We start from the raw sequence: 26,292 nt of genomic DNA, 5'->3' as shown, positions 1-26,292 counted from the left end.
ACGTTGTTCATCCTTGCGGCACCGTAACCGGATCGCCCCCGCTTGCAACCGCTTGTCGCGCCGCACAATCGGCGCTACGCATGCGGCATGAGTGATGCTATCGCCCCCCCGGATGACCGCTCCGCCCGCCGCAATGTCGTGGTGCTGGTGGCGGCGCAAGCGGTGCTGGGCGCGCAAATGCCGATGATCTTCACGATCGGAGGGCTGGCCGGGCAATCGCTGGCCAGCAATGTCTGTCTGGCGACCCTGCCGATTTCCATGATCGTGCTAGGCTCGATGCTGGCGGCCACGCCGATGTCGGCGATCATGCAACGCTGGGGCCGGCGCGCCGGGTTCATGCTGGGCGCGTTGATGGGCGCGCTGGGTGGTGTGGTGGGGGCCTATGGCCTTTATCTGAGTTCGTTTCCGGTCTTTCTGGCGGGCAGTTTCCTGACCGGCATCTACATGAGCGCGCATGGGTTCTATCGCTTTGCCGCCGCCGATACCGCCTCGGACGCGTTCCGGCCCAAGGCGATTTCCTACGTGATGGCGGGCGGGCTGGCGGCGGCCATCATCGGGCCGCAACTGGTGAAGCTGACCGCCACGGCCTATGTGGTTCCGTTTCTCGGCACTTACGTGGCCGTGATCACGCTTAATATTGTCGGCTCGCTGCTGTTTCTGTTCCTCGACATCCCGCGCCCGGCGCCGCCATCGGCGGACAGCCCAAAAGGCCGCACAAGGTGGGAGTTGATCACAACCCCCCGTATCGCAGTGGCGGTGATTTGCGCCATGGTGTCCTATGCCTTGATGAACCTGGTGATGACCTCGACCCCGCTGGCGGTTGTGGGCTGTGGCTACACCACCCATGACGCCGCGGATGTGGTCACCTGGCATGTGCTGGCCATGTTTGTCCCGAGCTTCTTCACCGGCCATCTGATCGCGCGTTTCGGGGTCGAAAAGATCATGGCGCTGGGGCTGGTCATACTGGCCGCCGCAGGTGTTGTCGCTCTGGAAGGTGTCGATCTGAACAATTTCTTCCTCGCCCTGATCCTGCTGGGGGTCGGCTGGAACTTCGGCTTCATCGGTGCGACGTCGATGCTGGCCGCCGCGCATACGCCCAGCGAGCGAGGCCGGATGCAGGGCTTGAACGACCTGCTGGTCTTTGGCGGCGTGACCTTTGCCTCGGTCGCCTCGGGCGGGTTGATGAATTGCTCGGGCGGCAACCCGGTCGAGGGCTGGACCGCCGTGAACCTTGCCATGGCCCCTTTCCTGGTGCTGGCGGGCGGCGCCTTGATCTGGCTGATGCTGCGCCCGAAAGAGGAACTGGCCTGACCCTTACCAGCGCCCCGTTGCGGCCTGCCACATCAGACCGGTGCGCTTGCGAAACCCGCTTTGCCCCAGCGCGCCCGAGGCCACCAGACCCGGCTCCGCCACCGCCTGTTTGAGCAAAGCCTCCGTTTGCCACCCTGCCAGAAGCGCCGGTCGCGCCGCCGCTGAAACCGCAGCCCGACCGCGACGCGCCCGGTCCAGACGATCCAGCCCGGTTCTGGCCAGCGCTCGCACACCTTCAGCGGTGCCATCCAGCAAGGGAATACGCCCGCGCGCCTCAAGCTCGGGCACCGCGACCAGCCAGTTCGCAACCCCCGCCGCATAGCCAAAGTCGCGCACAACATCCGTGTCTGCCGGGCCAAGGCTCTGGGCCGCGGCCACCATCAGCGACCCGGCGCTGTGATCCAGATAGGCGGTAAGATGCGCCGCGTCCTCGAACGGGTCCTTGTAGATATCCCAACGCCTTACCGAGACATATTGATCCAGATATGTCGCAAGCTCGGGCGACAGGATCGCGGCCAGAGGTGTGACTACCTGATGCCGCCGGACAGTCTGACCTTCGGCGATCTCTTGCAGCACGTCGCGCCACCATTGCAGGCGCATCTCGGCGATCATCGGCTCCTGCGTGACCCAGGGCGCGCGCGCCACTTCGACATTCAGCGCATAGAGTGGGAACAGCACCCGGCGCGCCGCAACCGGCGCGGCCATGGCGGCCAGAAACCGCTCTGGGTCACCCTTTTCAACCAGCGCCGCACAGGCTGTCAGGTCGGCATCAAAGCTCATCGGGGCCGGACAAGCATCAGGGCATAGGCGATGTGATCGGAGGCAGCTTCCCACAGCGCGGCCTCGCGCGCGTTCATATCCAACATCTCGACCAAGGCCGGATCGGGGTTGGCGGCGCGCAGCTCGGCGATGCGCCGACGCAAGGGTGCATAATAGTTTTCCCATGGCTGCCCGACGATCAGACGATGGCCTAGAACGTCATATCCCGCAGCGTCAACGCGTGCCGCGATACCCGACAGATCGGTGATCGCGGGGTACTCCTGCCAAAACTCCTGCGCCGCCTGCGGCACCTCATCTTGCAGTTTCACCGGTTCGGAAAACGCGACAAAGCCCCCCGGCGCAAGCGCCGAACGCCAGCTTTTCAGGCCTTCCGTCACGCCGAGAAAATAGAGCGCGCCAGCGCACCAGATCAGATCATGAGGCCCGCCCGGTTCGGCCATGTCGCCCTGCCGGACCTGCACGCGGTCGCCAAAGCGGGCGCAACGTCTGGCGGCGGTTGCAACAAACCCCGCCTGCATCTCGATGCCGGTCAGATACGCCTCGGGCAGCCGGTCGGCCAGCGTTTCAAGGTCGCCCCCCGGCCCGCACCCGGCGTCACAGACTGAAACGGCACCTGTCAGCCCGGTCTCATCCAGAACCCAATCCACATCCTCCGGCGCGCCGGGTCCCTCGCGGGGCAGATCGTGGTGAAGCGTGAAAAACGCCTCCCAGTCCATTATTCCGCCGCCTCCACATGATGGATCAGCTTCCAGCGGATCGCATCCAGCAACGCCTCGAAACTGGCATCCACTATGTTCGCACTGACCCCCACGGTGGACCAGCGCCGCCCGGCACCGTCCTCGCTGTCGATGATGACGCGGGTGACGGCCTCGGTGCCGCCTTGCGTGATACGCACCTTGAAATCGACCAGCCGCATATCCTCCAGCACCGCCGAATACTGACCAAGATCCTTGGCCAGCGCCTTGGCCAGCGCGTTGACCGGGCCGCGGTCGCTGCCATCCTCGTCCAGAGACTCGCTGACCGACAGACGCTTTTCGCCGTCGACCTTCACCACAACCACCGCCTCGGACAGGCTGATCATCCGGTTGTATTTGTTCTTGCGCCGCTCGACCGTGACCTTGTAGCGCTTGACCTCGAACAGGTCCGCCAGCAACCCCAGTTCGGCGCGCGCCAGCAACTCGAACGAGGCCTGCGCGGTGTCATAGGAATAGCCCTCGGCCTCACGTTCCTTGATCCGGTCCAGAATCCGCCCCAGCGCCGGGTCGCCCTTGGCCACCTCCAGCCCGGCCTCGGCCAGCCGGGTGCGCAGGTTCGACTGCCCTGCCTGGTTCGACATCGGGATGATGCGGGTGTTGCCGATCACCTCCGGGTCCACATGTTCGTAAGTCGAAGGGTTCTTCAGGATCGCGCTGGCATGCAGCCCCGCCTTATGCGCAAAGGCCGAGGCCCCCACATAAGGCGCCTGTTTGGTGGGGACGCGATTGAGGATATCGTCCAGCATCCGGCTGAGTTTGGTGAGCCCCGCCAGCGCTTCTTGCGTGATGCCGGTGTCGAACCGGCTGACATAGGGCTCCTTGAGCAGCAGCGTCGGGATCAGCGAGGTCAGATTGGCATTGCCGCAACGCTCGCCCAGCCCGTTCAGCGTGCCCTGGATCTGACGCGCACCAGCCTCGACCGCGGCCAGCGACCCGGCGACGGCCTGTTCGGTATCGTTATGGGTGTGGATGCCCAACCGGTCGCCGGGAATGCCCGAGGCGATCACCTCGCCCACGATCCGCCCGATATCGGAGGGCAGCGCCCCGCCATTGGTATCACAGAGCACGATCCAGCGCGCGCCGGCCTCCAGCGCCGCATGGCAGACCGAGAGCGCGTAATCGGGATTGTCGCGATAGCCGTCAAAGAAATGCTCGGCATCGAATAGTGCCTCGCGCCCCTGCGCCACGATTTGGGCAATCGAAGCGCGGACGTTTTTGGTGTTTTCTGCGAGCGAGATGCCAAGCGCGTCGGTGACGTGGAAATCATGGCTTTTGCCGACCAGACAAATCGTACCGGTACCCGCATTCAGCACCGCCGCCAGCACATCGTCATTTTCGGCCGACCGGCCCGACCGCTTGGTCATGCCAAAGGCAGTGAGCCGCGCGCCGGTCTCGGGCGCATCGGCAAAAAACGCGCTGTCGGTGGGGTTGGCACCGGGCCAGCCGCCCTCGATATAATCCAGCCCCAACGCGTCCAGCGCGCGGGTGATCTGCACCTTTTCGGTGGTCGAGAACTGCACCCCCTGCGTCTGCTGCCCGTCCCGCAAGGTGGTGTCATAGAGATAGAGGCGCTCGCGGGTCATCACACACTCTCCAGCTTGGCGGCGTCGAAATCGGGACCCGGCACCAATTCCACGCCCGCCTTGCTCATGCGCACCTCGACACCAGCCTCCAACAACAACGCCTTCAATCTATCCAGTTCTTTGAAGTCTTTTGTTGCCATCGCCTTAGCCCGTTCACCGATAAGAAGTTCTTCCCATTTTGTTTTCTCGAATTGCTGTAAGGTGGGACGCCCCAATATCGGCTGCGAAAGGACTGATTGTGGTGCCAGATGATGCACCCAGTTGAGTTCGTCCGTTAAAAGCCCCAAAAATTGTGCTGACGCTTTCAAGCTTGCAGCATTCCCGTCTTTTGCAAGCCGATGCAATACCGCTACTGCCTTTGATGTGTTTAGGTCGTCGGCAAGCGCCTCTAGAACTTCGGGATCGACTTCACTCGAAATAACATCTTGTGCCATTCGCCGCCAATTCCAAAGCGTATCTTTTGCAGATTTCGCCTTATCCGAAGTCCAATCCATCGGCTTGCGATAATGTGTCTGCAGGAACACAAACCGGATCACTTCACCCGGCACGCCCTTGTCGAGCAGATCGCGCACGGTAAAGAAATTGCCCAAGCTTTTGGACATCTTCTTGCCCTCGACCTGCAGCATCTCATTGTGCAGCCAGACCTTGGCGAACTCCCCTTCGGGATGGGCGCAACGGCTTTGGGCGATCTCGTTTTCATGATGCGGGAACATCAGGTCGTTGCCGCCACCATGGATGTCGAAACTGTCACCCAAAAGCTCATGCGCCATGGCCGAGCATTCGATATGCCAGCCTGGTCGCCCCCGTCCCCAGGGGCTGTCCCAACCCGGCAGATCGTCGGTGGAGGGTTTCCACAGCACGAAATCCATCGGGTCTTCCTTGAAGGGCGCCACCTCGACCCGCGCACCGGCGATCATGTCATCCACCGAGCGGCCCGAGAGCTTGCCATAATCGTTGTATTCGCGGACGCGGAACAGGACATGCCCCTCTTTTTCGTAGGCGTACCCCTCCGCGATCAGCCCTTCGATCATCGCGATCATCTGGGCGATGAACTCGGTTGCGCGCGGCATCTGGTTGGGTCGCATCGCGCCGACCTCATCCATATCCTTCAGATACCAGCCGATCGTTTCATCGGAACGCGCCTGCACAAGCTGTTCCAACGTGCCTTCAGCCCCGGCCTGCTTGCGGGCCAGAGCGGTTGCGTTGATCTTGTCGTCCACATCGGTGAAATTGCGCACGTAGGTCACATGTTCCACCCCGTAGACGTGGCGCAGCAGACGGTAGAGCACATCAAACACCACCACGGGCCGCGCGTTGCCCAGATGCGCCCGGTCATAGACGGTGGGACCGCAGACATACATCCGCACATCCTTCGCGTCGATCGGCGCGAAATCCTCTTTCCGGCGGGTTCTGGTGTTGTGCAATCTGATACGTGTCATCGTCTTTTTCCTCGGGCACGGCAAACCAAGCGCGTTGGCGCGGGCTTAGCAACTTGTCTCTGGGAAGAAAACGAAAGAAACCGGCCCGCGTGATCGCTCAGCAGGGAATGCAGCAAATAATGGTGCAAATCGGGTTCATGGGTCTTGCATAGCGCCCCGCCGCCGATCTTTCAAGGCCGGTCCAAAAGGGCTGCGAGCACCGGAACTTTGTGTTATGATGCAACCACAGGGAGCCATATGCCACAAATGAACACCTCAAGAGAGAAGTGGTCCACGGGACCGCATGAGACAGATGACAGCGCTGCCACGCAGTTTGACAATGCGGTGGTTGATGCGCTGGACAGTGACTATGCCGCGCTGGTGTCGGGGCTGCGAACGAAACAGCAGCGGTTCGAAACCAGCATTCACAAGCATTTGCGCGAGCTTGATCAATGCCTGACGCGGCTGGAATCCGAGCGCGAGCATCTGGTGCATTGCCGCACGCAGATCTCGGGCCATGAAAAGATCCTGGCCAGTCATAAAAAAAGCCTCCGAAAGGCACGCTCGGACGGGGACAAGAAAAAGCGCAAGTCTGTCGAAAAGACGATGAAACGGGAAACCGCCGCATATGAGGAAAGCCTGCGTCAGGCGGCCAAGCATTCCGCGCGTATTCAGCGCGAGTTGAAGGCGGCCAAGACCTCGTTCGAGGCGGTGGGATCGGCGGGGAACCTGATCGCCGACGGAGAGTTGAAGCTGGAAACCGGGTTATAGCCGGTGTCGCGTGACAGCGTGAACCGCATCTGTGCCGCGCTGCCGGGGGCCGAAGTCTCGGACCCGTGGGGCGGCGGCCATGATGCCTGGAAGGTGGGCGGCAAGATGTTCGCCTGTATCGGCGCCGCCAATGATGGCGTATCTGTCAAAACCCCCGATATCGAAACCGCCCAGATGCTGATCGAGGCGGGCGTCGGTGTGCGCGCGCCGTATTTTCACCGCAGCTGGATCAGGCTGGGCTGGGATGCGACCGAGGACGAGACGCGCCACCGGATCGAAGTGTCCTATGATCTGGTGCGGGCCGGTCTGACGAAGAAACTGCAGGCGACTCTGCCACCGCGCGGCTGAGATTGACAAATCACCGCGCCTCTGCCCCTCTCCGCTGAACTGGGAATCTGGGAGGTCGGCATGAAGTTGTCTCATCGCATCACCAATCTCACTGGCGGCGGCTCGGACGGGTGGGATGTGTTCAACAAGGCGCGGGCGATGGTGCGCGCGGGCGTTGCGGTGACCGAACTGACCCAGGGCGAGCATGACATCCGCACCCATCCCGCGATCCTCGACGCGATGGATGCCGCCGCGCGTGCCGGCAAGACCGGGTATTCCAGCGTGCCGGGCGAACCTGATCTGCGCGACACGGTGGCGGCCCGCATTCAGGACCGGACCGGCGTGCCCACCGGCCGCGACAATGTGCTGATCACGCCGGGCGGTCAGGCGGCGCTGTTTGCCGCCCATAACGCGACCTGTGATCCGGGTGACGTGGGACTGTTCATCGACCCCTATTATGCCACCTATCCCGGTACGATCCGGGGTGTGGCCGCGATTGCGAAACCGATTCAAGCCCATGCGGAAGACGGGTTTCAGCCGCGCGCCGCCGAGATCGACGCCGCCGCCGACGGTGCCACCTCACTGCTGATCAACACACCCAACAACCCCACCGGCGTGGTCTATTCCCGCGACACGCTGGAGGGCATTGCCGGGGTGTGCCGCAAACGCGACCTGTGGCTGATCTCGGACGAGGTTTATGACACCCAGGTCTGGGAGGGCGCACATCTCAGCCCGCGCGCCCTGCCCGACATGATCGAGCGCACGCTGGTGGTGGGCTCGTTGTCGAAATCCCACGCCATGACCGGATCACGCTGCGGCTGGGTCGTGGGCCCCGAAGAGGCGATCGCGCATCTGATCAATCTTGCCACCCACACCACCTATGGCGTGCCGGGCTTTGTGCAGGCGGCGGGGAATTTCGCGCTGAACGCCGGTCCCTGGCTGGAGGACGAGGTCGCCGCCCCCTTCCGTCGGCGCCGGGCGCTGGCGCAGGAGGTGCTGCAAGCCCAGAACGTGCTGCGGCTGGTGCCGGCACAGGGCGCGATGTACCTGATGCTGGACATACGGGCGACCGGTATGAGCGGCGAGGCGTTTGCCTATGCCCTGCTCGACGCCCATCATATCGCGGTCATGCCCGGCGAAAGCTTTGGCAAGGCGGCGGCGGGCCATATCCGCGTCGCGATGACGGTTGATGACGCGGGCTTTACCGCCGCGCTGAAAACCCTGTGCGACTTCGCGGGTCAGATCGCAAACACGCGCGCCGCCGAATAGGCCGCGCTGGGAACTATCAAAAGCGAAAGGTTGTGCGCAGGTTGAACGTGTCGGTGTCGAAATCGCCCGACCCATCGCCCAGATCGCTGAAATCATGGCGCAAAATCTCGCCGCCGATCAGCACCCTGTCACTCACCGGGACCGAGACGCCGATCCCATAGACTGCGCCGGTATCATCCGCGCCCGAGGTCTTGGCGCGGGCCGCACCGATCACCACATACCCCAGCGCCCGACCGAAATCATAGCCGCCGCGCAGCTTGAGCCGCCCGATATAATCCAGATCGCCCGAGGTACCGCCCAGGTCGATATCGGTGCGGTTATATTCGAACTCACCGCCCAGCACGAAATTGCCGAAATCGTGATCATATCCGATATGGGGACCAAAGCTGACATCGTTGCCCCCCGCGGACCCCGGCCCGTCCACATCGGTGTAGCCCAGGGCAAAGCCGCCATAGACACCGGTCCAGTCCTCGGCCAGCACCGGGCTGGCACAGCAGAGTGTCAGAGCGGTCAATAGGGACAGGATGGGTTGGCGGCGTTTCATGATCGGACTCCGGTCGTCACCGCGCCACAACCATCGCCCGAAATGGGGCTGTTGACCGTGGCAGCATCTAGGTGAGACATGGGTGACATGACCTGTGCTGTCAACGAACCGAATCCGCATGTGAAAATCTGTGATCCACCATAGCACGAAACCGGCCTGAGACGCAAAAAACCGCTCAAATCCACCGGGTTATTGGTCGCAAACAGAACAGACCCCGCCGCGCCCGCCTGTCAGTCTGTGTCGAAATGGGAGGGTCCGAATGCAGGGTGAAATGTCGAAAATCGGTCTCGTGAGCCGCACCATCGGTGCCGAGCGTGGCCGCGCTGCGCGCGGACGTCCCGCGCGCGTCTGAACGCCACATCACCCAAGCCTTTCGGACCTTTTCGGACAAATCTGACCATGAACGATCAAACCAGAACCTCTTCGCGCAGCGGCGGACGCGCTGCGCGCCGTGCCGCGCGCGCAACCGCCCTGCCTGACCACCTGCGCCCGATCCGCCCCGGCATGGAAGGCGGCACGCTAAAGGCGCTGTCCCAGCAGGATATCGAAAAAATCCACCACACCGCGCTGGATGCGCTGGAACAGATCGGGCTGGCCGATGCCCCCCCGAGCGGCGTCGAGTATCTGACCAGGGCGGGCTGTATCCTGGGCGATGATGGCCGCCTGCGCTTTCCACGCGCACTGGTCGAGGACACGCTGGCCATCGCAAACCGTGACGTGACGCTGTGCAGCCGCAACGGCAAGACCGACCTGGATCTCAGCGGCACGCGGGTCCATTACGGCACCGCCGGGGCTGCCGTGCATATGGTCGATGTACACGGGCGCGACTATCGCGATTCCACGGTGCAGGACCTGCATGACGCCGCCCGGATCTGCGATCAACTGGATAATATTCACTTCCTCCAGCGCCCGATGGTCTGCCGCGATATCCTCGACAACCGCGAGATGGACCTGAACACGATCTATGCCTGCTGCTCGGGCACGTTCAAACATATTGGCACCTCTTTCACCGAGCCCGACTTCGTCGCTCCTGCGCTGGAGATGCTGCATATGATCGCGGGTGGTGAGGACAAATGGCGGGAGCGGCCTTTTGTCAGCAACTCGAACTGCTTCGTCGTGCCGCCGATGAAATTCGCCACCGAAAGCTGCGAAGTGATGGAGCGTTGCATTGAAGGTGGCATGCCCGTTCTGCTGCTGAGCGCGGGCATGGCCGGGGCCACCGCACCCTCGACCGTGGCGGGTGCCATCGTGCAGGCCGTGGCCGAATGTCTGGCCGGTCTGGTCTATGTCAACGCCGTCAAACCGGGCCACCCGGCGATCTTCGGCACCTGGCCGTTCGGGCTGGACCTGCGCACCGGCGCGATGTCGATCGGTTCGGGCGAGCAGGCGCTGCTGAGTTCCGGCTGTGCGCAAATGCACCAGTTCTACGGGTTGCCCGGCGGGGCCGCTGCCGGTGGTTCGGATGCCAAGCTGCCCAACATGCAGGCCGGATGGGAGCAGATGTGCTCGAACCTGATGGCCGGTCTTTCGGGGCTGAACATGGTCTATGAGGCGGCCGGCATGCATGCCTCGCTGCTGGGATTCTGCCACGAAAGCCTGATTCTGGGCGACGATCTGATCGGTCAGGCGATGCGCTGTGTGCGCGGCATCGAGGTGACCGAGGAAACGCTGGCGCTGGACCAGATCGCCGATGTCTGCCTGAGCGGAACGGGTCATTATCTGGGCACCGGCCAGACGCTGGACCGGATGCAGGCGGATTACGTCTATCCAACCCTGGGCGACCGCACCTCGCCCAAGGAATGGGCGGAACTGGGCAAACCCGGCCTGCTTGACAAAGCCACCGCGCGGAAAGAGGCGATGCTGGCACACCCCTCGCAGGCGCGGCTGGACCCGATGCTGGACATGGCTCTGCGCGAGCGGTTCAACATTCACCTGCCCGCCTGACAAACCAAAGGCGGCGGCCGCATGGATGCAGCCGCCGCCGGACCGGCATGGTGGGTTGTTTGCCGGTCCCTGCCCCTAGTTGAAAAGGGTCAGCCTTCGGTCGCCGGGATCAGCCCCGCGTCCTGCGCTGCGGAAACTTCGGCCTCATCAAGGGCACCGTCGGCATTCACGTCGATCGCGTTGAACCCGTCAGCGGACATTTCGGGGAAGACGGCCTGCACCTCATCCAGCGTCCAGACGCCATCGCCATTTGCGTCCACTTTTCCGGCGGCCCATGCCAGCGCGGGCAGAGACACGGCAATCGCAAGCAGCGCGGTCGTTTTGGTCGGTTTCATTGGATCACTCCTAATTATCGGTTTTTTACCCGTTCCTTTCTGGAACACGGACAGAAAAACCGACCTGCGAAACGCCGTCACCCACCCGCGTGAGTTGCGCCCGTTTCAGGCTGCTCGCCGCCGGAATCGCACGGGTGACTGCGCGGCAGACCGCGCGTCCAAGTCAGCAAAGATTTGCTCGGCGGAACCTGTCGGATTGCATCGGTGGATTTAGGCGGGGCTCTGCCGAAACACGCTGGGGTTGCGACAAAAAAAGAAGGGGGGCTTGCACCCCCCTTTCAGTTTCGCCGTTCAGGCTCATCTAGTTTACCGCCCGTGTTTTTTTGCCTGCGGCCTGAACGTCGTTAGGGGCGAGCGCACCCGCCCCGGATGAGAGTGGGAGGACCGAACTTCCGCCACACCCTAGCTCGTCGGGGTCAGGCGAACGCACCGCCTGCACCCCTACACGCCATCTCTGACGCGATTCTCAAAAGCGTGATCAGGCGACCCGAACCGTGAGTGGTTGGCTTGCCGTTTCGACAATCGACAGTGTTTTCCACAGAGAGGCCCAGTTTTCTGAGGTTAAGTCTCGGGACAACTCTGTATTTCCCTGCCTGAAATTGATCGCCTGATACGCCCATGTTTCCTTTCGTTATCCGACCTCCCCCGGTTGGACCCGGTTCTTCCAAGCCCCCCCGCTTGCGGGAGATCCATCGGGGGCCGGTGCATTTACACCGGTCCCCTCAGTTTCCTCAGCTACAGCCGCTGGTGCCGCCGCAGGTGTTGCACTTCATGCAGGTGCCGTTTCGCACCAGCGTGTAGTTTCCGCATTCACCGCAGGGATCGCCCTCATATCCCTGCATCTTTGCCTTGGTGCGGGCATCCATGCTGACCGTACCGGTGCTGAGCGCGGTTTCGCCCCCCGTTTCCGGGACCAGCGTGCTGAGCGCCTGCACAGGATTGGTTGCACCGTCCAGAGCGACGCCGCCCACGGTCTGGCCACCATTCAGCACCACCAGTTCCTGCGGCAACCGCTTGCGCAGATACCCGGTCGAGCTGATCTGTTTCAGCACCTCCAGCGATTTCGACGCTGCGGTGTCGCTGATCTCGCTGACGTTGGACACGCCCTCTTCCTCGCCCCGGCCCAGATCGTCAAAGCTGGCGCCCTCGGGTTTCACATGGGCCAGATCGGTGCGGTCCAGATAGCTGACCGCCAACTCGCGGAAGATATAGTCGAGGATCGAGGTGGCGTTCTTGATGCTGTCATTGCCCTGCACCATGCCCGCCGGTTCGAACTTGGTGAAGGTGAAGGCATCGACGAACTCTTCCAGCGGCACGCCATATTGCAGACCGACCGAGACCGCGATGGCGAAGTTGTTCATCATCGCCCGGAAGCCTGCGCCTTCCTTGTGCATGTCGATGAAAATCTCGCCAAGATTGCCGTCCTCATATTCACCGGTCCGCAGATAGACCTTGTGGCCACCCACCATGGCTTTCTGGGTATAGCCCTTGCGCCGCTGGGGCATCTTTTCGCGATGCGATTTGACGATCTCTTTGATCACCACTTTCTCGATGATCTTCTCGGCCAGCACGGTGGCCTTTTCGGCCGGAGACCCGGTTTCCAGCACCTCGGCCGCATCCTCGTCATCCTCGACCAGCGCCGCCGCCAGCGGCTGGCTCAGTTTCGAGCCGTCACGGTAAAGCGCGTTGGCCTTGATGCCCAGCGACCAGCTGAGTTCATAGGCCTTCTGGCAATCCTCGATGGTCGCATCATTGGGCATGTTGATCGTTTTGGAGATCGCGCCCGAGATGAAGCTCTGCGCCGCCGCCATCATGGTGATGTGGCTGTCCACATTCAGGAAGCGCTTGCCCTTCTTGCCGCAGGGATTGGCGCAATCGAAGATGTTGTAATGCTCTTCCTTCAGGTGCGGCGCGCCTTCCAGCGTCATGGTTCCGCAGACATGATCGTTGGCCGCGTCGATATCCGCTTTGGAGAAGCCCAGATGGCGCAGCAGGTCAAAGGTCGGGTCGTTCAGCTTGGTGGCCGGTATGCCCAGCACGCCGGTGCAGAAATCCTCGCCCAGAGTCCACTGGTTAAAGACAAAGCGGATGTCGAAGGCCGAGGCCAGCGCCGCGTCCACCTTGGCCAGTTCGTTGGCGCCAAAGCCATGCCCCGCCAGCGAAGTGTGGTTGATCCCCGGCGCATTGCCGATGGTGCCATGACCCACCGCATAAGAGACGATCTCTTCGATCTGGGCGCTGGAATAGCCCAGCTTTTCCAGCGAGGCCGGAACCGAGCGGTTGATGATCTTGAAATACCCACCGCCCGCAAGCTTCTTGAACTTGACCAACGCGAAGTCCGGCTCGATCCCGGTGGTGTCGCAATCCATCACCAGACCGATGGTGCCGGTGGGCGCGATCACAGTGGCTTGCGCGTTGCGATAGCCGTTCTTTTCCCCAAGGTTCAACGCCTCGTCCCATGCGGTCATCGCCAGTTGCACCAGACGCGGATCGGGGCAGTTGTTGTGATCCATCGGCACCGGCTTGACGCTCAGCTTTTCATAGCCGTTCACCGCGCCATGGGCGGCGTTGCGGTGGTTGCGGATGACCCGCAGCATATGCTCGGCATTGCGCTCATAGCCTGCGAACGGTCCCAGCTCTCCGGCAATCTCCGCCGAGGTGGCATAGGCCACGCCGGTCATGATCGCGGTCAGCGACCCACAGAGCGCGCGGCCCTCGTCGCTGTCATAGGAGAAACCCATGTTCATCAGCAAGCCGCCGATGTTGGCATAGCCCAGACCCAGCGTGCGGAAGTCATAGCTGAGCTGCGCGATTTCCCTGGACGGGAATTGCGCCATGGTCACGCTGACCTCCAGCGTCAGGGTCCAGAGGCGGGTCGCATGCATGTAATCCTCGGCCTGGAACTCGCCCTCCTTGAGGAAGGTCAGCAGGTTCATCGAGGCCAGGTTGCAGGCGGTGTCGTCCAGGAACATGTATTCCGAACAAGGGTTTGAGCCGCGAATCTCACCATCTGTCGGGCAAGTATGCCAGTCATTCACGGTATCGTGGTACTGGATGCCGGGATCGGCACAGGCCCATGCGGCATGGCCGACCTTTTCCCACAGATCGCGGGCCTTGACGGTTCTGGAGATCTTGCCATCGACGCGATTGACCAGTTGCCAGTCCGCATCCTTTTCAACCGCGGTCAGAAAGGCATTGGTGACGCGGATCGAGTTGTTCGAATTCTGGCCCGAGACCGAATTATAGGCCTCTGAGTCCCAATCGGTGTCATAAGTCGGGAATTCGATGCTGGTATGGCCCTGCTTGGCGTAATCCAGCACGCGCTTGATGTATGTCTCGGGGACGGCGACATTTTTCGCTTCGCGCACAGCGGCTTTCAGGCTGTCGTTCACCTTGGGGTCGTAGGCATCAGTTTCCGCCCCGTCCCAGGTGCGGATGGCCTCGAAAATGCCGTTCAGCATCTTCTCGTGCATCTTCGATCCGGCTACGATCGAGGCCACCTTTTGCTCTTCGAGGACCTTCCAGTCGATGAAAGCCTCGATATCGGGGTGATCGGCATCCACGATCACCATCTTCGCTGCTCGACGGGTTGTCCCGCCTGATTTGATCGCACCCGCGGCACGATCGCCGATCTTCAGAAAGCCCATCAGGCCCGAGGATTTTCCACCGCCCGACAGAGGTTCACCTTCGCCGCGCAAGTGACTGAAATTGGTACCTGTTCCGCTACCGTACTTGAACAGTCGTGCCTCGCGGACCCACAGGTCCATGATGCCGCCCTCATTGACCAGATCGTCATCGACCGACTGGATAAAGCAGGCATGGGGCTGCGGATGCTCATAGGCGGATTTCGACTTGGTCAGCTTGCCGGTCTTGTGGTCGACATAGTGATGCCCCTGCGCCGGGCCGTCGATGCCATAGGCCCAGTGCAGACCGGTGTTGAACCATTGCGGCGAGTTGGGGGCTGCGCGTTGAGTGGCGAGCATGAACCGCATTTCGTCATAATAGGCCTGCGCGTCTTCTTCGGTCGTGAAATAGCCGCCCTTCCAGCCCCAATAGGTCCAGGCACCGGCAAGGCGATCAAACACCTGCTTGGAAGAGGTTTCGCCGCCAAACTCTGCATCCTCGGCCGGGACCGAGCGCCACAGAAACTCGGGCACATCCTTTTCGCGGACTTTCTTGGAGGCGCTGGGAACGCCGGCCTTGCGGAAGTATTTCTGCGCGATCACATCGCTGGCGACCTGGCTCCAGGAGGACGGGATTTCGATATCGTCCAGCCGGAACACGATGGTGCCATCGGGATTGCGGATTTCAGAGGTCGCAGAGACGAAATCGAGTTCCGCGTAAGCGTCTTGCCCAGTCTTGGTAAATCTTCTTTCAATCTTCATGTCCGCTGTCCTCAGATATTCAGCATCATTCCACTGGACCCATCGCCCTCTCTGTCCCGGTTCAGAACCGGTCGCCACTGGCGGGACAAAAACACCCCCGGCACCGCAAAATTCACGGTACAAACACGATCTGGTCGCGTGTTGCTTGATGATTTGGTTTCTGTCCCGCCTGCTTTGCCGCCTTGGTATTTTCTACCATATTTAGTGGCGACGCTGCTGGCCTACACAACTTGGCGTATGCAGCCCTAGCAGGTCAACGTTATTTTTACCTGAATTTCCAACTATTTTCTGTTGACCCGCGGAGCCGGGGCGTCGGCCTGGCGCGGGTGAACGATTCCTCCACACCCTGCTTTTCGCGGCGCGCCGTTACGCGGGGTAAGATAACGGTATGATTTCCAGTGCCTTACACAGAGACGCGGCACAAAGAGCGCAACGGCGCACGCATGCCGATTGCAAAATTATCCCCATCGCAACTGTTGCGGAATTATCTTAGTCTGGCACCGGAACCCGGGCAGCACACAAAACGGATCAGCAGGTGAAACACATAGGATCAATCCTGGCCTTGGCCTTTCTGGCCGCCTGCGCACCCCAAGATATTGTGCCCGGCAAAAGCTCGGCCCGCTTCAGGGAGTATCCGACCAGGCTGTTTGATGTCTTTGAAGCCGCCTGCACCGGCCCGGCCTATACGTTCTCGCATTCCGGCAAAGAGATATATGAGTGCCGCGAATTGCTGCCTCCGCCCGAGGCGGCCGCAACGATCCTGGCCTATGACGGGTATCCCGGAGACCTGCCGCAACTGGTGATCCGCTTCATCGCCACCCAGGACGCGCCGGGATATGTCGTGGATGCAGAGCTGTTCCTGAACGTGCCGCAGAAGAAGGGGCTGGCGCAACGCGTGGTTCCCGGGGACCCGCGAATCAACCGCAGGATGTCACGCCTGTTGCGCATGGCAGGCGGCGTTCCGATCGAACCCGGTGTATCGGCAGAACCCGGCTAGAGCATCGCTCGCTTGTTTTGCACCGCGAGCGATGCCCATACCAACCGTTTTGACGTGCTATATGTTCCGTGATCCGGAACCCGCCTCTTGGATTGCGATTTAGCGACCAATGCGATCGGCTGCTTTCTGACAGGCAACATCCAGGCCTTTCACAACGTGGTCCACGTCCTCCAATGAAAGGCAAAGCGGCGGCACCATGCGCAGGCAGGATTGAAACGGCCCGGATTTCGACAGGATGATCCCCTGCTCGCGACTGGCTTCGAACACCTCGGTGGTGGCGTCGTTGTCGGGGGTTTTGGCGTCACGATCGCTTACCATTTCGATGGCGAGCATAAGGCCTGTCCCACGCACATCTCCGATGATCGCGTGCTTGTCTTTCAAATCGTGCAACCGCTCCAGAAATGCACCTCCAACCGTGTGGGCGTTGTCCTGCAACCCTTCGTCCCGCAAAATGGCCAGCACGGACCGCGCGGCGGCAGCAGAGGTGGGGTTGGCGCCGTAAGTGTGGAACATGAACCTTTCGGCCATGGGTGCCGCGACGTGTTTCTTCGCCACCACCGCGCCGATGGGAAAGCCGTTGCCAAGCCCTTTGGCCATGACCACGATGTCTGGGACAACCGCGTCGGCTTCGAACCCCCAGAAATGGGCTCCGGTGCGGCCAAAACCCGACTGGACTTCATCGGCAATGTACAGCCCGCCTGCCGCGCGGACCCGCTCGGCGGCACCTGACATATAGCCGGGGGGCATCTCGATTATGCCGCCATAGCCCTGAACGCTTTCGACGACAATCCCCGCGACCTGCCCCGGTGTGGCCGAGGCGATCGTGCGGTCGATCTCGTCCAGATAGGGTTGCGTGCCGGGGCCGAAAATGCCGCGATACTGGTTGGGCTCGGGTACAAAGGCTACGTTGCCGGGCATTCCCGGATGCCGCCAGCCTGCAATGCCGGTAATCGACTGCGCCGCCGCGGTGGGGCCATGATAGGCCGTGCGCAGGGCCAAAAGGTCGAGGTTGCCGGTATAGGTCCGGGCCATGGTCATCGCCAGGTCGATGGCCTCGGCGCCGGAATTGGTCAGATGCACCACCCAGTCATGACCCGGGGGCATGGTGGCCGCCAGTTCTTCGGCCAGATGCGCCGGCGTGGGGTGGTAGAACATTGTCGTGCAATGGGTCAGGGTCTGCGCCTGTTCCATGGCGGCGGCAACCACGCGTGGGTGGGAATGGCCGACCGAAATACAGACATTCATGCCCAGCATGTCGGTGTATTTTCGCCCGTGAGCATCCCACAGGTATTGCCCCTGCCCCTTCCTGAACACGATCGGGTCGCGGAAGGGCGTGAAACGGGTCAGTGAGGCGGCATAATACCGGTCGCGCCGGGCTGCGGTGGCGTCGAAATCCCAATCGGTGGGCAGGGCATGGTCGGTCATGTATGGCCTCCGGGTTTCAGGCGTGTGTTGCGTGGGTCAAATGGGGGCTCTGGCAGGATAACCGCCGCGCGATGCGTGCCAAGGATCGAGACGGTCAGATTGTCACGGGCTGTCACCTCGCGCAGATAAGCCAGCGCCAGCACTTTGCCCGTGCGATGGCCATAGGCGCCCGAGGTGACGATGCCGACGGGGCGTCCATCCTGCCAAAGCGTATGGGCGTAAAACGGGTCCACGTCGCCAGTGTCGATCTGCAGCAGGACCATGTCCCAGGCGTGTCGCGGGCCAGCCTGTCGCGCAGTTCGGGGCGCACGAAAGGCGCGAGCCCCGCCTCCATCGGGCTGCGCTCGGTGGTCAGATCGCTACCCCACCCCCGATACCCCTTTTCGAGGCGCATGGAATTGGCCGCGTAGGCGCCATAATATCCTGGCGCAAAAGGCTGCGCGATCTGCTCCAGCATCTTGAAAAGCTGAACGGCGTTGTTGGCAGCGACATGCAATTCCCAACCGGACTCGCCGATATAGGACACCCTCAAGGCGCGCACGGGCACGCCCGCAACTGTCGTTTCCCGCGCCGTCAGCCAGGGCATATCGGCCAGTTCCGATAAAACGTCAGCAGCTTTTGGCCCCATGACACCGATCGCGGCAATGTCTTCGGTGACGTTCTCGACCCGCACGTCGAAGCCTATGGCGCGTGTTCGCAACAGGTCGAAGTCGATCTCTTCCGCCGCAGCGGCCGACGTCAGATAGGCTTTTTCCGCCCGCAACCTTGTGACGGTGAATTCCGACAGAACCCCACCGGTCGGGGTAAGCGCATGGGTCAGCCCGATCCGGCCCGGCCCGGGCGCGCGGTTGGCTCACAATGCCTCGAGAAAGGCGGCAACATCCGGCCCGGTAACGTCGAACTTGGAGAAGACAGACAGATCCGCCATGGCAACGCGGGTGGATGCGGCCTCGACCTCGGTCGCCACCGGGCCGAACCAATTGGCGCGACGGAAGGTTTCATCAGCCACCACGTCCGGCGTCGCGGAAAACCAGTTCGGTCGTTCCCAGCCATGCGCCGCGCCCATCACCGCGCCGCGCTGGATCATCAGGTCATGCAGCGGCGACAGGCGCAGGCCGCGCCCGGCGGGGCGTTCCTCATGGGGGTAATGCACGCCGAACTGAAGACCGAAACACTCGACCGCCTTGGCAACACGGTAATCGCGGTCCGCCCAGGCGCCAAAACGTCGGCTGTCGACGCTCAGCGCATCCATCGGCGGCGCGCCATGGGTCATCCAGTGGGCCAGGAACCAACCGGCACCGCCGCCCTCCATCACGCCCATCGAAGATCCGTTCAGCAGCCAGGCATTTTTCGCGCCGTGGGCGGGCCCGATCAGCGGGTTGGCATCGGGGGTGAAGGTGATCGGCCCGTTGATCACCGATTTGACACCGCCTGTCTGCAGCGCCGGGATGCGCTCCATCGCGGCCATGATGATATGTTCGACCCGGTCCAGATCCGGCGGCATCAGGTCGGCGCCGAATGCGGGCGGAACACCATCAACGGACCAGACCTGCGCTTCCTTTTCGTAAGGGCCAAGGATCAGCCCATCGCGTTCCTGTCGGACATACCAGCTTTCTTCCGGGTCGCGGATGATGGGCAGTTCCGGCAGTCCGGCGGCAACGCGGTCTTGGACGGCATCCACGGTATCGGTCACCAGATATTGGTGCAGGACGGGGACCGACGGGATGTTCAAGCCCATCATGTGGCCGATTTCCCAACCCCATGTCCCGGCTGCGTTGACGATGTGGGTTGCCGCAACCACGCCTTTTTGCGTTTCAACGCGCCAATGCGCGCTGTCCCGCTCGATGCCTGTCACGGCACAGTTACGCCAGATCCGCGCCCCACCTCGGCGGGCAATTTTTGCCATCGCATGGGTGGCAAGCGACGGGTCGACATGACCGTCATCGGGTTCATAGATTCCGCCCAGCAACCCGTCGAGTCGCGCCAACGGGTGCAGCTCTGCGATCCGGTCCGGGGTCAGCATTTCGAGCGGATAGCCGGTGAAGTCCGACAGCCCGGCCACATGACGAAACTCGTCCATGCGGTCGGGGTTGCGGGTGATACGCATCGCACCCGCCGGGTGAAAGCCGCAATCCTCCCCTGTCTCTTGCGGCAGGATATCGCGATACAGCCGGACAGATACCGCGCGCAGTTCCTGAATGGTTGGGTTATGGGCGAAATGCGTGCACAATCCCGCCGCATGCCATGTCGAGCCGTGGGTGAGATCGTTCTTTTCCACCAGCAACACATCGGACCAGCCCGCCTTGACCAGATGATACATGAGCGAGACACCCATGACCCCGCCACCGATGATCAGCACCTGCACTTTGGTCATGCCCGCATCCTTTTGCCTTCGGGGTCAAATGGAGCGCGGCGCAGCGGCGTGGCCGGATAATCTTGCCCGGCAACCCTGACGATGAAAGCGCGCGCGCAGGTCTGCGTCAGGGTTTCGCCTCGCGCGGTTTCAACCATCGCAAAGCACAGGTTCAGCCCCGTGCGCGGCCCGCGCCCGCCCGAGGTTGTCATCCCCATATGGCGACCCGCCTCGAAGACCGGTTCGTCATGCAGCATCAGCGCGTCGCCCACGATCCGCATCAGGACCAGCCTTTGGCGCACACCCTCCGATCGCTGTTTCAGCAAGGCGGCACTGCCGATGCAGTCCTTGCCCCAATCAATGGTGAACGCCAACCCGGCTTCAAGCGATGTCACCATCGGCCCCAACTCATGCCCCCAATGCTTGAAGCCCGTTTCAAGGCGGCACCCGTCCAGCGCGTAATGCCCCAGCGGCACCGCCCCGGCACCCCGCAATGCGTCAAACAGCATGGGTGCGTCGGTATTGGCCACCCTCAGTTCCCAGCCCAACTCACCAACAAAGCTCACGCGGGTCGCGCGGCATGGGATCCCCGCGATCCGAGCCTCGGCAGCGTACCCAAAATGCATGGCAGGCAGATCGCCCAGACCCTTCAGCAGCGTACGGCTGCCAGCACCCATCACGCCAAACATCGGACTATCTGGGCTTTGATTTGGTGATGACCGACAACCTTCCAGAACCCAAAGTTTTGCTGGCGGATCGCGGCTATGATGCTGATCGTATTCGTAAAACCATGAATGAACGCAACATCCTGCCCCAAATCCCAATGCGCAAGACCCGCAAAATGCGCATTGGTGTAGATCATGGGTTATATCGGCTGAGAAACATGGTCGAACGGTGCTTCAACAAGCTCAAGAATGCCCGTCGTGTCGCTACTCGATATGATAAAACCGCTGAAAGCTATCTCGGGTTCATCGACATCACATCCATCAGGCTATGGGTGCGTCATTTGTCAACATGACCTAGCTTTCGCAAATTAATGCCGTTTCTAGTCTGAATATGATACGACCATCTCAAACTTCAATCCATGAATACAGCCAGTGGGTAACAACCTATTCTTGCGAAGACCAAACTGAATGGTATAGCTTCTTCTATGCCTTGCCAGATATCGGAACACGACAGACATCTTGCTTTGTTTAGTGCAAATCCAACGGTGAACGGACAACGACACCTACTGATTGGTACTGAATTTTCTTCTGGAAGAAATGACGAGCGAGTTGACCTCGTTACTCTTGGGCAGGATGGTGTTGTGTGGATTATGGATAAGAAAGGTCCGCAAAACTTCAGGGAAGCTTTCAATCAGCTTGACGGATACGCTCGCATACTTGTGCAAGTCCCAGGTGAAGAGTTCATCGCATCAACACTTACACTTCCAAGTGCACCTCGCGATTTTCGCGATGCCGAGGCGGTCTTCAGGGAGCATCTGGGAGAAAGCGGCCTCCGGAGTCTTCTTTCCCGAGACAAACATCCAACTCGAAAGGCAATTATCGTAAGCAAGCCTACAAGGCGGTTGATCGATTACGTTTGTATCGCAAGGGAGTACGGGTCCGCCCTCCTACTATTTCGCGCATCGGAGTCGAGGTCAGACAGTGGAACTGAGCTTTCATTGCGCGAAATTGAAACAGAGGTTCCGTGCCCCGAATACGAAATGCCGCTTCACAGTTTCTCTGACCTCGATTCGCGGCTCAAAAAGTCGAGACCAAGCCGCCCGAAGTACTTTTACCCGCTGTTTTGGCACAAATTGATCACCGTTCGGCCAAAAGAAGTAGCAGATGCCTTCGCGGGAACAAAATCGTGGTGCCATCCAACAATCTCCACTCCCTTTCCCCTAACGAAAAGTAGGTTACTAGGCTGTGTTGACAAAAAGGATTCACACTGGCGCTCTGCCGTGATTCAAGCTGGTATCTGCTATGGAGACCCGCTTGCCCCGACATCTGATGAGCGACGACGAATGGTCGCTGTTTGAACACTTCATTCTTGCGATCCGTTCCCCGAATGGCCGAAAGCCTACCAACCATCGTCTTGTTCTTGATGGGATTTTCTGGATAGCGCAAAATGCTTTACCCGCGCTTCACGAGTCGCACATCTCAGCTATGTGTATTTGGCTATGCAATCCGAGAAGTAACAAAAACACCTTTGGTCGAACATGGAGCGAGTGTCAGATGCGACCGTCTCGGTTTTACTTTGCGAGCGCCCATTCGTGCAGTCGCAGCCAAAGTTAACTTTGTCCCGCAACCTGTGAGTTGCCCTCAAAATCTTCGCCGCGCCACCAACGAATGGCAGCTATTCCCGCTGCCGGGCAGCGCCATGAACTGAGCAGGTGAAGCGATTTTCGCGCTGCGTGCGCATGCAGCATGAAATGGAAATGGCCGCCTTGGGCTCTCCCGGCACCTTCGCCGCGAGATCCATGAACGACAGTTCTGGGATGGGTCGCCTTTCGCCGCGCTGCGCTCGAACTGGTAAGACGCGCAACAAACCGCCCTTTCGCTGAAGCGCTGTAAATGGCGGCTTTAGTCCGGTGCGGGTCCAAGCATGGCAGTGAACTCAGAGAAGCTGTTGGCGACGGGATAGAGCAGTTGCGCTTCTTCGTAGTCGTCCTCGTCCTCAAAGCCGGTGTCGTCGATCAGGATCGGGTCGTTTGGCGGGCTATTATGGGCGCGGATGTAGATTTTCCCATGATTTGGGCCCTCGCGCAGATCCATGAACAAGGTCTGTCCGAAGGGATCGTAACCAATCTTCAGCATTCGAGCGTGCATGAAATCTGAAAAATTGGTGAACCGTTCGGTGGCGATCGAGGCGTCAGCTCGTGCGGTGAGGCCAAAAAGTACCTGTACCAGCAGCCAGTTCCAGCCCTCAATCCACGCGGCGCTTTGTTCTGGATTCAATCCGCCACCATTCTGACTCAGCAAGAAATCGACATATTCACCCGGAAGCCGAATACCTCTCCGGCCCTCAAACTCTCTGACCTCATTCGCTTTAGCTGGCTTGTTATTGCAGTTAAAAATCATCTTTTCCTCGCAACCGAAGCTCCGCCTCGATGATAGAATTTGTCATTGATTTCGAATGGAACCAACTGCATCGTGCGCGCGTCTTCGACATGGTGCCATGTCCACTCAGGGCTGGGCGGAGCACTACCCCATTCGGGATGTCCTGCCGCTTCGTTGGCGCGTCGAAAATCTTTCGGATTGCTTCCAGTTACTTCGATCTCAACGGATCGCACGCCGCTTGGGTGGGTCATGAACGGTCTGAAGTCGGGATATCCGCCGGGATATTCGACGGAGACACGTTGCTTTTGGCCAAGCAGATCAGTCTCAGCCGAATATCGGAAATGCCCGTCCGGCATCAGTTCGACCGCTCCGCCCCGGTTGATCCATTTCTCGAACTTGGGTGCATTTGGACCGGCATTGGTGATCCCTTCAAAATCAGGGTCGGTCCGCAGCCTTTCCAGTGTCAGCGTTTCCGGCGCGGACAGCGTGTCCGCCCGGCGGCGCACCCGGCCAAGGGCTGCGGCACCCGCGATGACCTCGGGCAGACCATAGCCCAGGGCACCGGCATAGTCACCGGCCGCAATCCGCTCCTGGAACGGTTCGACCATGGCCTCGGGCAATGCGGAGGGGTCGGCATAAAGTGCCTCGGCCGCACGGCGAAGGTCGTCCAGCCGGATATCGGGGAGATTTCTGACAGTCTGCGCGATATCTGCCAGCGCCCGGGTTGTTCCGCCCACAAAACGATCCACCGCGTTGCGCGCTTGTGTCAGCGCCTGATCCACAAGCGCGCCCGGCGCGTCCGCTGCAGATAGCGTTGTTGCCGCCGCCAGAGCGCCCGGATTCGAAATGCCAAAGACGGGTGCGAGGCGTGAAAAGCAGTCGCCATGGCGTACCAGGAGCGCCAGAAAGCTGTCCGGATCGTCCCTGATTTCGTCGTCAATTTTTTGCAACGCTGTTGCGAGATCGCCCTGGGTCTGAATGTCGAGCATCTCGCCATCAATCGTGACGCCCGGCTCCGGCTGGAACAGATTCTGCAATCGCTCCCCGAAAGACTGTGGACGCACACCGATGCCCACTGAGAAATCCTCGTTGAGGCCACTCAGGAAGTCATCCAGGGCCTCAATAGCTCCCAAGCCGTTGCCGTCGGGCGCAAAATCGGCCAGAACAACAGGGCTCTGTACCCCCGGCGGAACCGGTTCCGCATAACACCTGCAATTATGCGCTTGCCCCGGGTGCCCGCCTTCCGGCGGAGCGTCCCATCGAATGATCCGGTCATCATATCCTTGATGCAAGCCACGAACCTTGTCGTCATCTTGTGACCGCCAGATATATTGTGCGATGCCCAGTTCTTCCTGCCGGAGTTGGTTAATCAGTCCGGAGAAAGCACGAAGCAACCGTTCCTCCATCGCCACACGCAGGGGGCGCAGGCGCTGAGGATGGTTGTGATAGTCACTGAAAATACTTTCGAGCCGCGCGCCCCACTGGCGGAGCGCTTCGTCTTTGGCATCGCTCACGTCCCGCAGATCGTCCGCTGTCACGACTGGCACGCTGTCGGGTGGCGTCAGGGCATTCAGCAATGCCCGCGTGTTCTTCGAGGTCACACGATCAAGACGGGTGTCAAATTCCTCGCGCAGCGCGGAATAGTTCGGGAAGGTTGATTTGAGCGAAAACGAACGGCGGCGGCCCGTGACGTGTTCGCCGCGATTTGTCATCACGTACTGGCCGTCGCCACCATGCCTGACGAAGTCTCCAAAACTGTGTTGCATAGAACCTCCGCAGACCATTGGGAGCGTATCTAAACAGCAATGGTTAAGGCTGCCTTAGATCGCTGCCCGCTCAGTTGCCCAGCGAGGCAACAGAGCAATGAACTGGAAAACGCCATTGAGACAAACTGCAGAATATGTCGTTTTGGGCTCTCACCAAGATTTCGCCGCCACCAGGCCGAACCTCGGCTTTTGGGACACGGATGGCAGCACATCATCGGAAACGTCGCTGGATAGGCGATCTGCGCAATCTCCGCCGGTAGGGTGAAGACCACGTGGAAATACGCCACGGGCAGCAGGTCCTCGGCGCGGGCCTCCATCCAGTCACGGGCCGCCGGTCCCTGACATTTAGGGCAGTGCCGGTTCTTGCAGGAATTGTAGGCGATATGATGGTGGCCGCAATTGCTGCAACCTGCCACATGACCACCGAGCGCCTCAGTGCGGCAGCTCTCAATCGACGACATTACTTTGAGCTGGGAAAGACTGACATGCCCGGCATTGGCCCGCCGCCACGCGGGGCCGTATCGTCGGAAAATATCAGCGATCTCGAGCTTGGGACGGGGCAAGCCCCCGACACATCATTCCAGGCTTCGCCGCAGGGTCTGATCCTGCAGGCCGGCCAGCATCTCATTGGGGCTGACCGTGTCCTTGATCGTTTTGGTGGCGACATGGGTGTATTGTGCTGTGGTGGTCAGTTTGGCGTGCCCCAGCAGCACCTGGATCACCCGAACGTCGGTGTTGGCCTCAAGCAAATGTGTCGCAAAGCTGTGGCGCAAGGTGTGCAGCGTCGCTGGCTTCGAAATGCCCGCCATGTGTTTGGCCGATGTGAAGGCCCGATTCAGTTGCCGCGATGAGATCGGATTGATCTTGGGTTTGCCAGGAAAGAGCCAGCCTTCGGGTCGTGCTTCTTTCCAGTACTCCCGTAGCAAGCCCAGTAGCCCCGGCGACAGCATGACCTTACGGTCTTTGCCACCCTTGCCCTGATCAACGTGGATCAGCATCCGGTTGCTGTCGATGTCGCTGATCTTGAGATTGCAGACCTCAGACGCCCGCAGTCCCGCGCCATAGGAAATGCTGAGCGCAGCTCGGTACTTCAGACCTGGTCCGGGCGTTGCCATCAGCAAATCCGACACCTCCTGCACACTAAACACGACAGGCAGCTTCTTGGGCTGGGTCTTGAATTGCATGAAACGCTTCATGTCTTCACGCCCACAGGTGATGCCGAAAAAGAACCGCAGCGCCACGATCCGCGTGTTGAACGTCGAAGGCGTCACACCGGTGTCGGTCA

The 26,292-nt window shown here is 60.8% G+C and carries 19 protein-coding genes and 4 pseudogenes; 8 read left to right on the top strand and 15 right to left on the bottom strand.

The features are described from left to right. Positions 1–87 precede the first annotated feature (87 nt). Positions 88–1,311 carry an MFS transporter gene (locus M3P21_RS00115; protein ID WP_249705821.1) on the top strand — a complete coding sequence of 408 codons (1,224 nt, stop codon included), beginning with the start codon at positions 88–90 and terminating at the stop codon, positions 1,309–1,311. Between the two features lie 3 nt (positions 1,312–1,314). Here M3P21_RS00115 and M3P21_RS00110 read toward each other — a convergent pair whose 3' ends face one another. The 4 genes from M3P21_RS00110 to cysS are packed head-to-tail and all read right to left on the bottom strand — an operon-like array spanning position 1,315 to position 5,868. Next, positions 1,315–2,091 (bottom strand): squalene/phytoene synthase family protein, encoded by a 777-nt coding sequence (locus M3P21_RS00110; RefSeq protein ID WP_249705819.1) that lies wholly within the window; start codon positions 2,089–2,091, stop codon positions 1,315–1,317. After that, positions 2,088–2,807 carry a class I SAM-dependent methyltransferase gene (locus M3P21_RS00105; protein WP_249705817.1) on the bottom strand — a complete coding sequence of 240 codons (720 nt, stop codon included), beginning with the start codon at positions 2,805–2,807 and terminating at the stop codon, positions 2,088–2,090. Before M3P21_RS00105 ends, M3P21_RS00110 begins: the two co-directional genes overlap by 4 nt. After that, on the bottom strand, positions 2,807–4,429 hold the full coding sequence (cimA, locus tag M3P21_RS00100; protein WP_249705815.1) for a citramalate synthase: 1,623 nt from the start codon (positions 4,427–4,429) through the stop codon (positions 2,807–2,809). Before cimA ends, M3P21_RS00105 begins: the two co-directional genes overlap by 1 nt. Next, the gene (gene cysS, locus M3P21_RS00095; RefSeq protein ID WP_249705814.1) at positions 4,429–5,868 is read right to left on the bottom strand and encodes a cysteine--tRNA ligase; all 1,440 of its coding nucleotides are present in this window, start codon (positions 5,866–5,868) and stop codon (positions 4,429–4,431) included. The genes cimA and cysS overlap by 1 nt, the downstream gene beginning before the upstream one ends. Before the next feature lie 246 nt (positions 5,869–6,114). On the opposite strand from cysS, the gene M3P21_RS00090 reads away from it, so the two are divergent. From M3P21_RS00090 to M3P21_RS00080, 3 genes are read left to right on the top strand one after another with little or no spacing between them, the layout of a single operon-like run. After that, on the top strand, positions 6,115–6,618 hold the full coding sequence (locus M3P21_RS00090) for a hypothetical protein (protein ID WP_249705813.1): 504 nt from the start codon (positions 6,115–6,117) through the stop codon (positions 6,616–6,618). A 3-nt stretch (positions 6,619–6,621) separates the two neighbouring features. Further along, a complete protein-coding gene (locus M3P21_RS00085) occupies positions 6,622–6,966 on the top strand; it encodes an MmcQ/YjbR family DNA-binding protein (RefSeq protein ID WP_249705812.1) in 345 nt (114 codons plus the stop codon). Between the two features lie 60 nt (positions 6,967–7,026). Continuing rightward, entirely contained in the window at positions 7,027–8,214 is a 1,188-nt protein-coding gene (locus tag M3P21_RS00080; protein WP_249705811.1) for a pyridoxal phosphate-dependent aminotransferase, read from the top strand. Between the two features lie 16 nt (positions 8,215–8,230). On the opposite strand, the gene M3P21_RS00075 is transcribed toward M3P21_RS00080, so the two are convergent. Continuing rightward, on the bottom strand, positions 8,231–8,758 hold the full coding sequence (locus M3P21_RS00075) for an outer membrane protein (RefSeq protein WP_249705810.1): 528 nt from the start codon (positions 8,756–8,758) through the stop codon (positions 8,231–8,233). Between the two features lie 399 nt (positions 8,759–9,157). On the opposite strand from M3P21_RS00075, the gene M3P21_RS00070 reads away from it, so the two are divergent. Continuing rightward, positions 9,158–10,702: a trimethylamine methyltransferase family protein gene (locus M3P21_RS00070; RefSeq protein WP_249705809.1), complete on the top strand. Its 1,545-nt coding sequence runs from the start codon at positions 9,158–9,160 to the stop codon at positions 10,700–10,702. An 89-nt stretch (positions 10,703–10,791) separates the two neighbouring features. Here the strand turns inward: M3P21_RS00070 and M3P21_RS00065 are convergent, their stop codons facing one another. Together M3P21_RS00065 and M3P21_RS00060 are read right to left on the bottom strand one after the other, a co-directional pair. Further along, entirely contained in the window at positions 10,792–11,037 is a 246-nt protein-coding gene (locus tag M3P21_RS00065) for an EF-hand domain-containing protein (RefSeq protein WP_249705808.1), read from the bottom strand. Between the two features lie 731 nt (positions 11,038–11,768). Next, positions 11,769–15,422, bottom strand: a complete 3,654-nt coding sequence (locus M3P21_RS00060; protein WP_249705807.1) for a vitamin B12-dependent ribonucleotide reductase — start codon at positions 15,420–15,422, stop codon at positions 11,769–11,771. Positions 15,423–15,957: 535 nt separating this feature from the next. Between M3P21_RS00060 and M3P21_RS00055 the strand changes: the two genes are divergently transcribed. After that, the gene (locus M3P21_RS00055; RefSeq protein WP_249705806.1) at positions 15,958–16,419 is read left to right on the top strand and encodes a hypothetical protein; all 462 of its coding nucleotides are present in this window, start codon (positions 15,958–15,960) and stop codon (positions 16,417–16,419) included. A 99-nt stretch (positions 16,420–16,518) separates the two neighbouring features. On the opposite strand, the gene M3P21_RS00050 is transcribed toward M3P21_RS00055, so the two are convergent. The 4 genes and pseudogenes from M3P21_RS00050 to M3P21_RS00035 form a co-directional block, all read right to left on the bottom strand. Further along, a complete protein-coding gene (locus tag M3P21_RS00050; protein ID WP_249705805.1) occupies positions 16,519–17,844 on the bottom strand; it encodes an aspartate aminotransferase family protein in 1,326 nt (441 codons plus the stop codon). Beyond that, positions 17,841–18,107 carry a glycine cleavage T C-terminal barrel domain-containing protein gene (locus M3P21_RS00045; RefSeq protein ID WP_249705803.1) on the bottom strand — a complete coding sequence of 89 codons (267 nt, stop codon included), beginning with the start codon at positions 18,105–18,107 and terminating at the stop codon, positions 17,841–17,843. Before M3P21_RS00045 ends, M3P21_RS00050 begins: the two co-directional genes overlap by 4 nt. 101 nt (positions 18,108–18,208) lie before the next feature. Then, positions 18,209–20,164 (bottom strand): annotated as a pseudogene (locus tag M3P21_RS00040) (GcvT family protein); the annotation flags it as partial. A 50-nt stretch (positions 20,165–20,214) separates the two neighbouring features. Beyond that, positions 20,215–20,877, bottom strand: a complete 663-nt coding sequence (locus tag M3P21_RS00035; protein WP_249705801.1) for a glycine cleavage T C-terminal barrel domain-containing protein — start codon at positions 20,875–20,877, stop codon at positions 20,215–20,217. 2 nt (positions 20,878–20,879) lie between these two features. Here M3P21_RS00035 and M3P21_RS00030 point away from each other — a divergent pair. Both M3P21_RS00030 and M3P21_RS00025 read left to right on the top strand, forming a co-directional pair. Next, a pseudogene (locus M3P21_RS00030) lies at positions 20,880–21,215 on the top strand (transposase); the annotation flags it as partial. A gap of 949 nt (positions 21,216–22,164) precedes the next feature. Continuing rightward, positions 22,165–22,320: pseudogene (locus M3P21_RS00025) on the top strand (IS5/IS1182 family transposase); the annotation flags it as partial. Positions 22,321–22,764: 444 nt separating this feature from the next. Here M3P21_RS00025 and M3P21_RS00020 read toward each other — a convergent pair. The 4 genes and pseudogenes from M3P21_RS00020 to M3P21_RS00005 form a co-directional block, all read right to left on the bottom strand. Beyond that, positions 22,765–23,262 (bottom strand): SMI1/KNR4 family protein, encoded by a 498-nt coding sequence (locus M3P21_RS00020; RefSeq protein WP_249705799.1) that lies wholly within the window; start codon positions 23,260–23,262, stop codon positions 22,765–22,767. Then, the gene (locus M3P21_RS00015; RefSeq protein WP_249705798.1) at positions 23,259–25,007 is read right to left on the bottom strand and encodes an HNH endonuclease signature motif containing protein; all 1,749 of its coding nucleotides are present in this window, start codon (positions 25,005–25,007) and stop codon (positions 23,259–23,261) included. Before M3P21_RS00015 ends, M3P21_RS00020 begins: the two co-directional genes overlap by 4 nt. Before the next feature lie 230 nt (positions 25,008–25,237). After that, positions 25,238–25,570 (bottom strand): annotated as a pseudogene (locus M3P21_RS00010) (IS91 family transposase); the annotation flags it as partial. A 12-nt stretch (positions 25,571–25,582) separates the two neighbouring features. Then, a partial coding sequence (locus tag M3P21_RS00005; protein ID WP_249705797.1) for a tyrosine-type recombinase/integrase occupies positions 25,583–26,292 on the bottom strand: 710 nt, incomplete at its 5' end.

The organism is Ruegeria spongiae, from assembly GCF_023502395.1.
Taxonomy (GTDB): Bacteria; Pseudomonadota; Alphaproteobacteria; order Rhodobacterales; family Rhodobacteraceae; genus Ruegeria_C; species Ruegeria_C spongiae.
Note: the sequence above shows the minus strand (reverse complement) of the source record. Positions and strands in the feature narration are given on the sequence as shown.

Bases quoted from the DNA above. Each gene is read 5' to 3' on its own strand.
- M3P21_RS00115 (WP_249705821.1), top strand. From the start codon at position 88: ATGAGTGATGCTATCGCCCCCCCGGATGACCGCTCCGCCCGCCGCAAT.
- M3P21_RS00110 (WP_249705819.1), bottom strand. From the start codon at position 2,091: ATGAGCTTTGATGCCGACCTGACAGCCTGTGCGGCGCTGGTTGAAAAG.
- M3P21_RS00105 (WP_249705817.1), bottom strand. From the start codon at position 2,807: ATGGACTGGGAGGCGTTTTTCACGCTTCACCACGATCTGCCCCGCGAG.
- cimA (WP_249705815.1), bottom strand. From the start codon at position 4,429: ATGACCCGCGAGCGCCTCTATCTCTATGACACCACCTTGCGGGACGGG.
- cysS (WP_249705814.1), bottom strand. From the start codon at position 5,868: ATGACACGTATCAGATTGCACAACACCAGAACCCGCCGGAAAGAGGAT.
- M3P21_RS00090 (WP_249705813.1), top strand. From the start codon at position 6,115: ATGAACACCTCAAGAGAGAAGTGGTCCACGGGACCGCATGAGACAGAT.
- M3P21_RS00080 (WP_249705811.1), top strand. From the start codon at position 7,027: ATGAAGTTGTCTCATCGCATCACCAATCTCACTGGCGGCGGCTCGGAC.
- M3P21_RS00075 (WP_249705810.1), bottom strand. From the start codon at position 8,758: ATGAAACGCCGCCAACCCATCCTGTCCCTATTGACCGCTCTGACACTC.
- M3P21_RS00070 (WP_249705809.1), top strand. From the start codon at position 9,158: ATGAACGATCAAACCAGAACCTCTTCGCGCAGCGGCGGACGCGCTGCG.
- M3P21_RS00065 (WP_249705808.1), bottom strand. From the start codon at position 11,037: ATGAAACCGACCAAAACGACCGCGCTGCTTGCGATTGCCGTGTCTCTG.
- M3P21_RS00060 (WP_249705807.1), bottom strand. From the start codon at position 15,422: ATGAAGATTGAAAGAAGATTTACCAAGACTGGGCAAGACGCTTACGCG.
- M3P21_RS00050 (WP_249705805.1), bottom strand. From the start codon at position 17,844: ATGACCGACCATGCCCTGCCCACCGATTGGGATTTCGACGCCACCGCA.
- M3P21_RS00045 (WP_249705803.1), bottom strand. From the start codon at position 18,107: ATGGTCCTGCTGCAGATCGACACTGGCGACGTGGACCCGTTTTACGCC.
- M3P21_RS00020 (WP_249705799.1), bottom strand. From the start codon at position 23,262: ATGATTTTTAACTGCAATAACAAGCCAGCTAAAGCGAATGAGGTCAGA.
- M3P21_RS00015 (WP_249705798.1), bottom strand. From the start codon at position 25,007: ATGCAACACAGTTTTGGAGACTTCGTCAGGCATGGTGGCGACGGCCAG.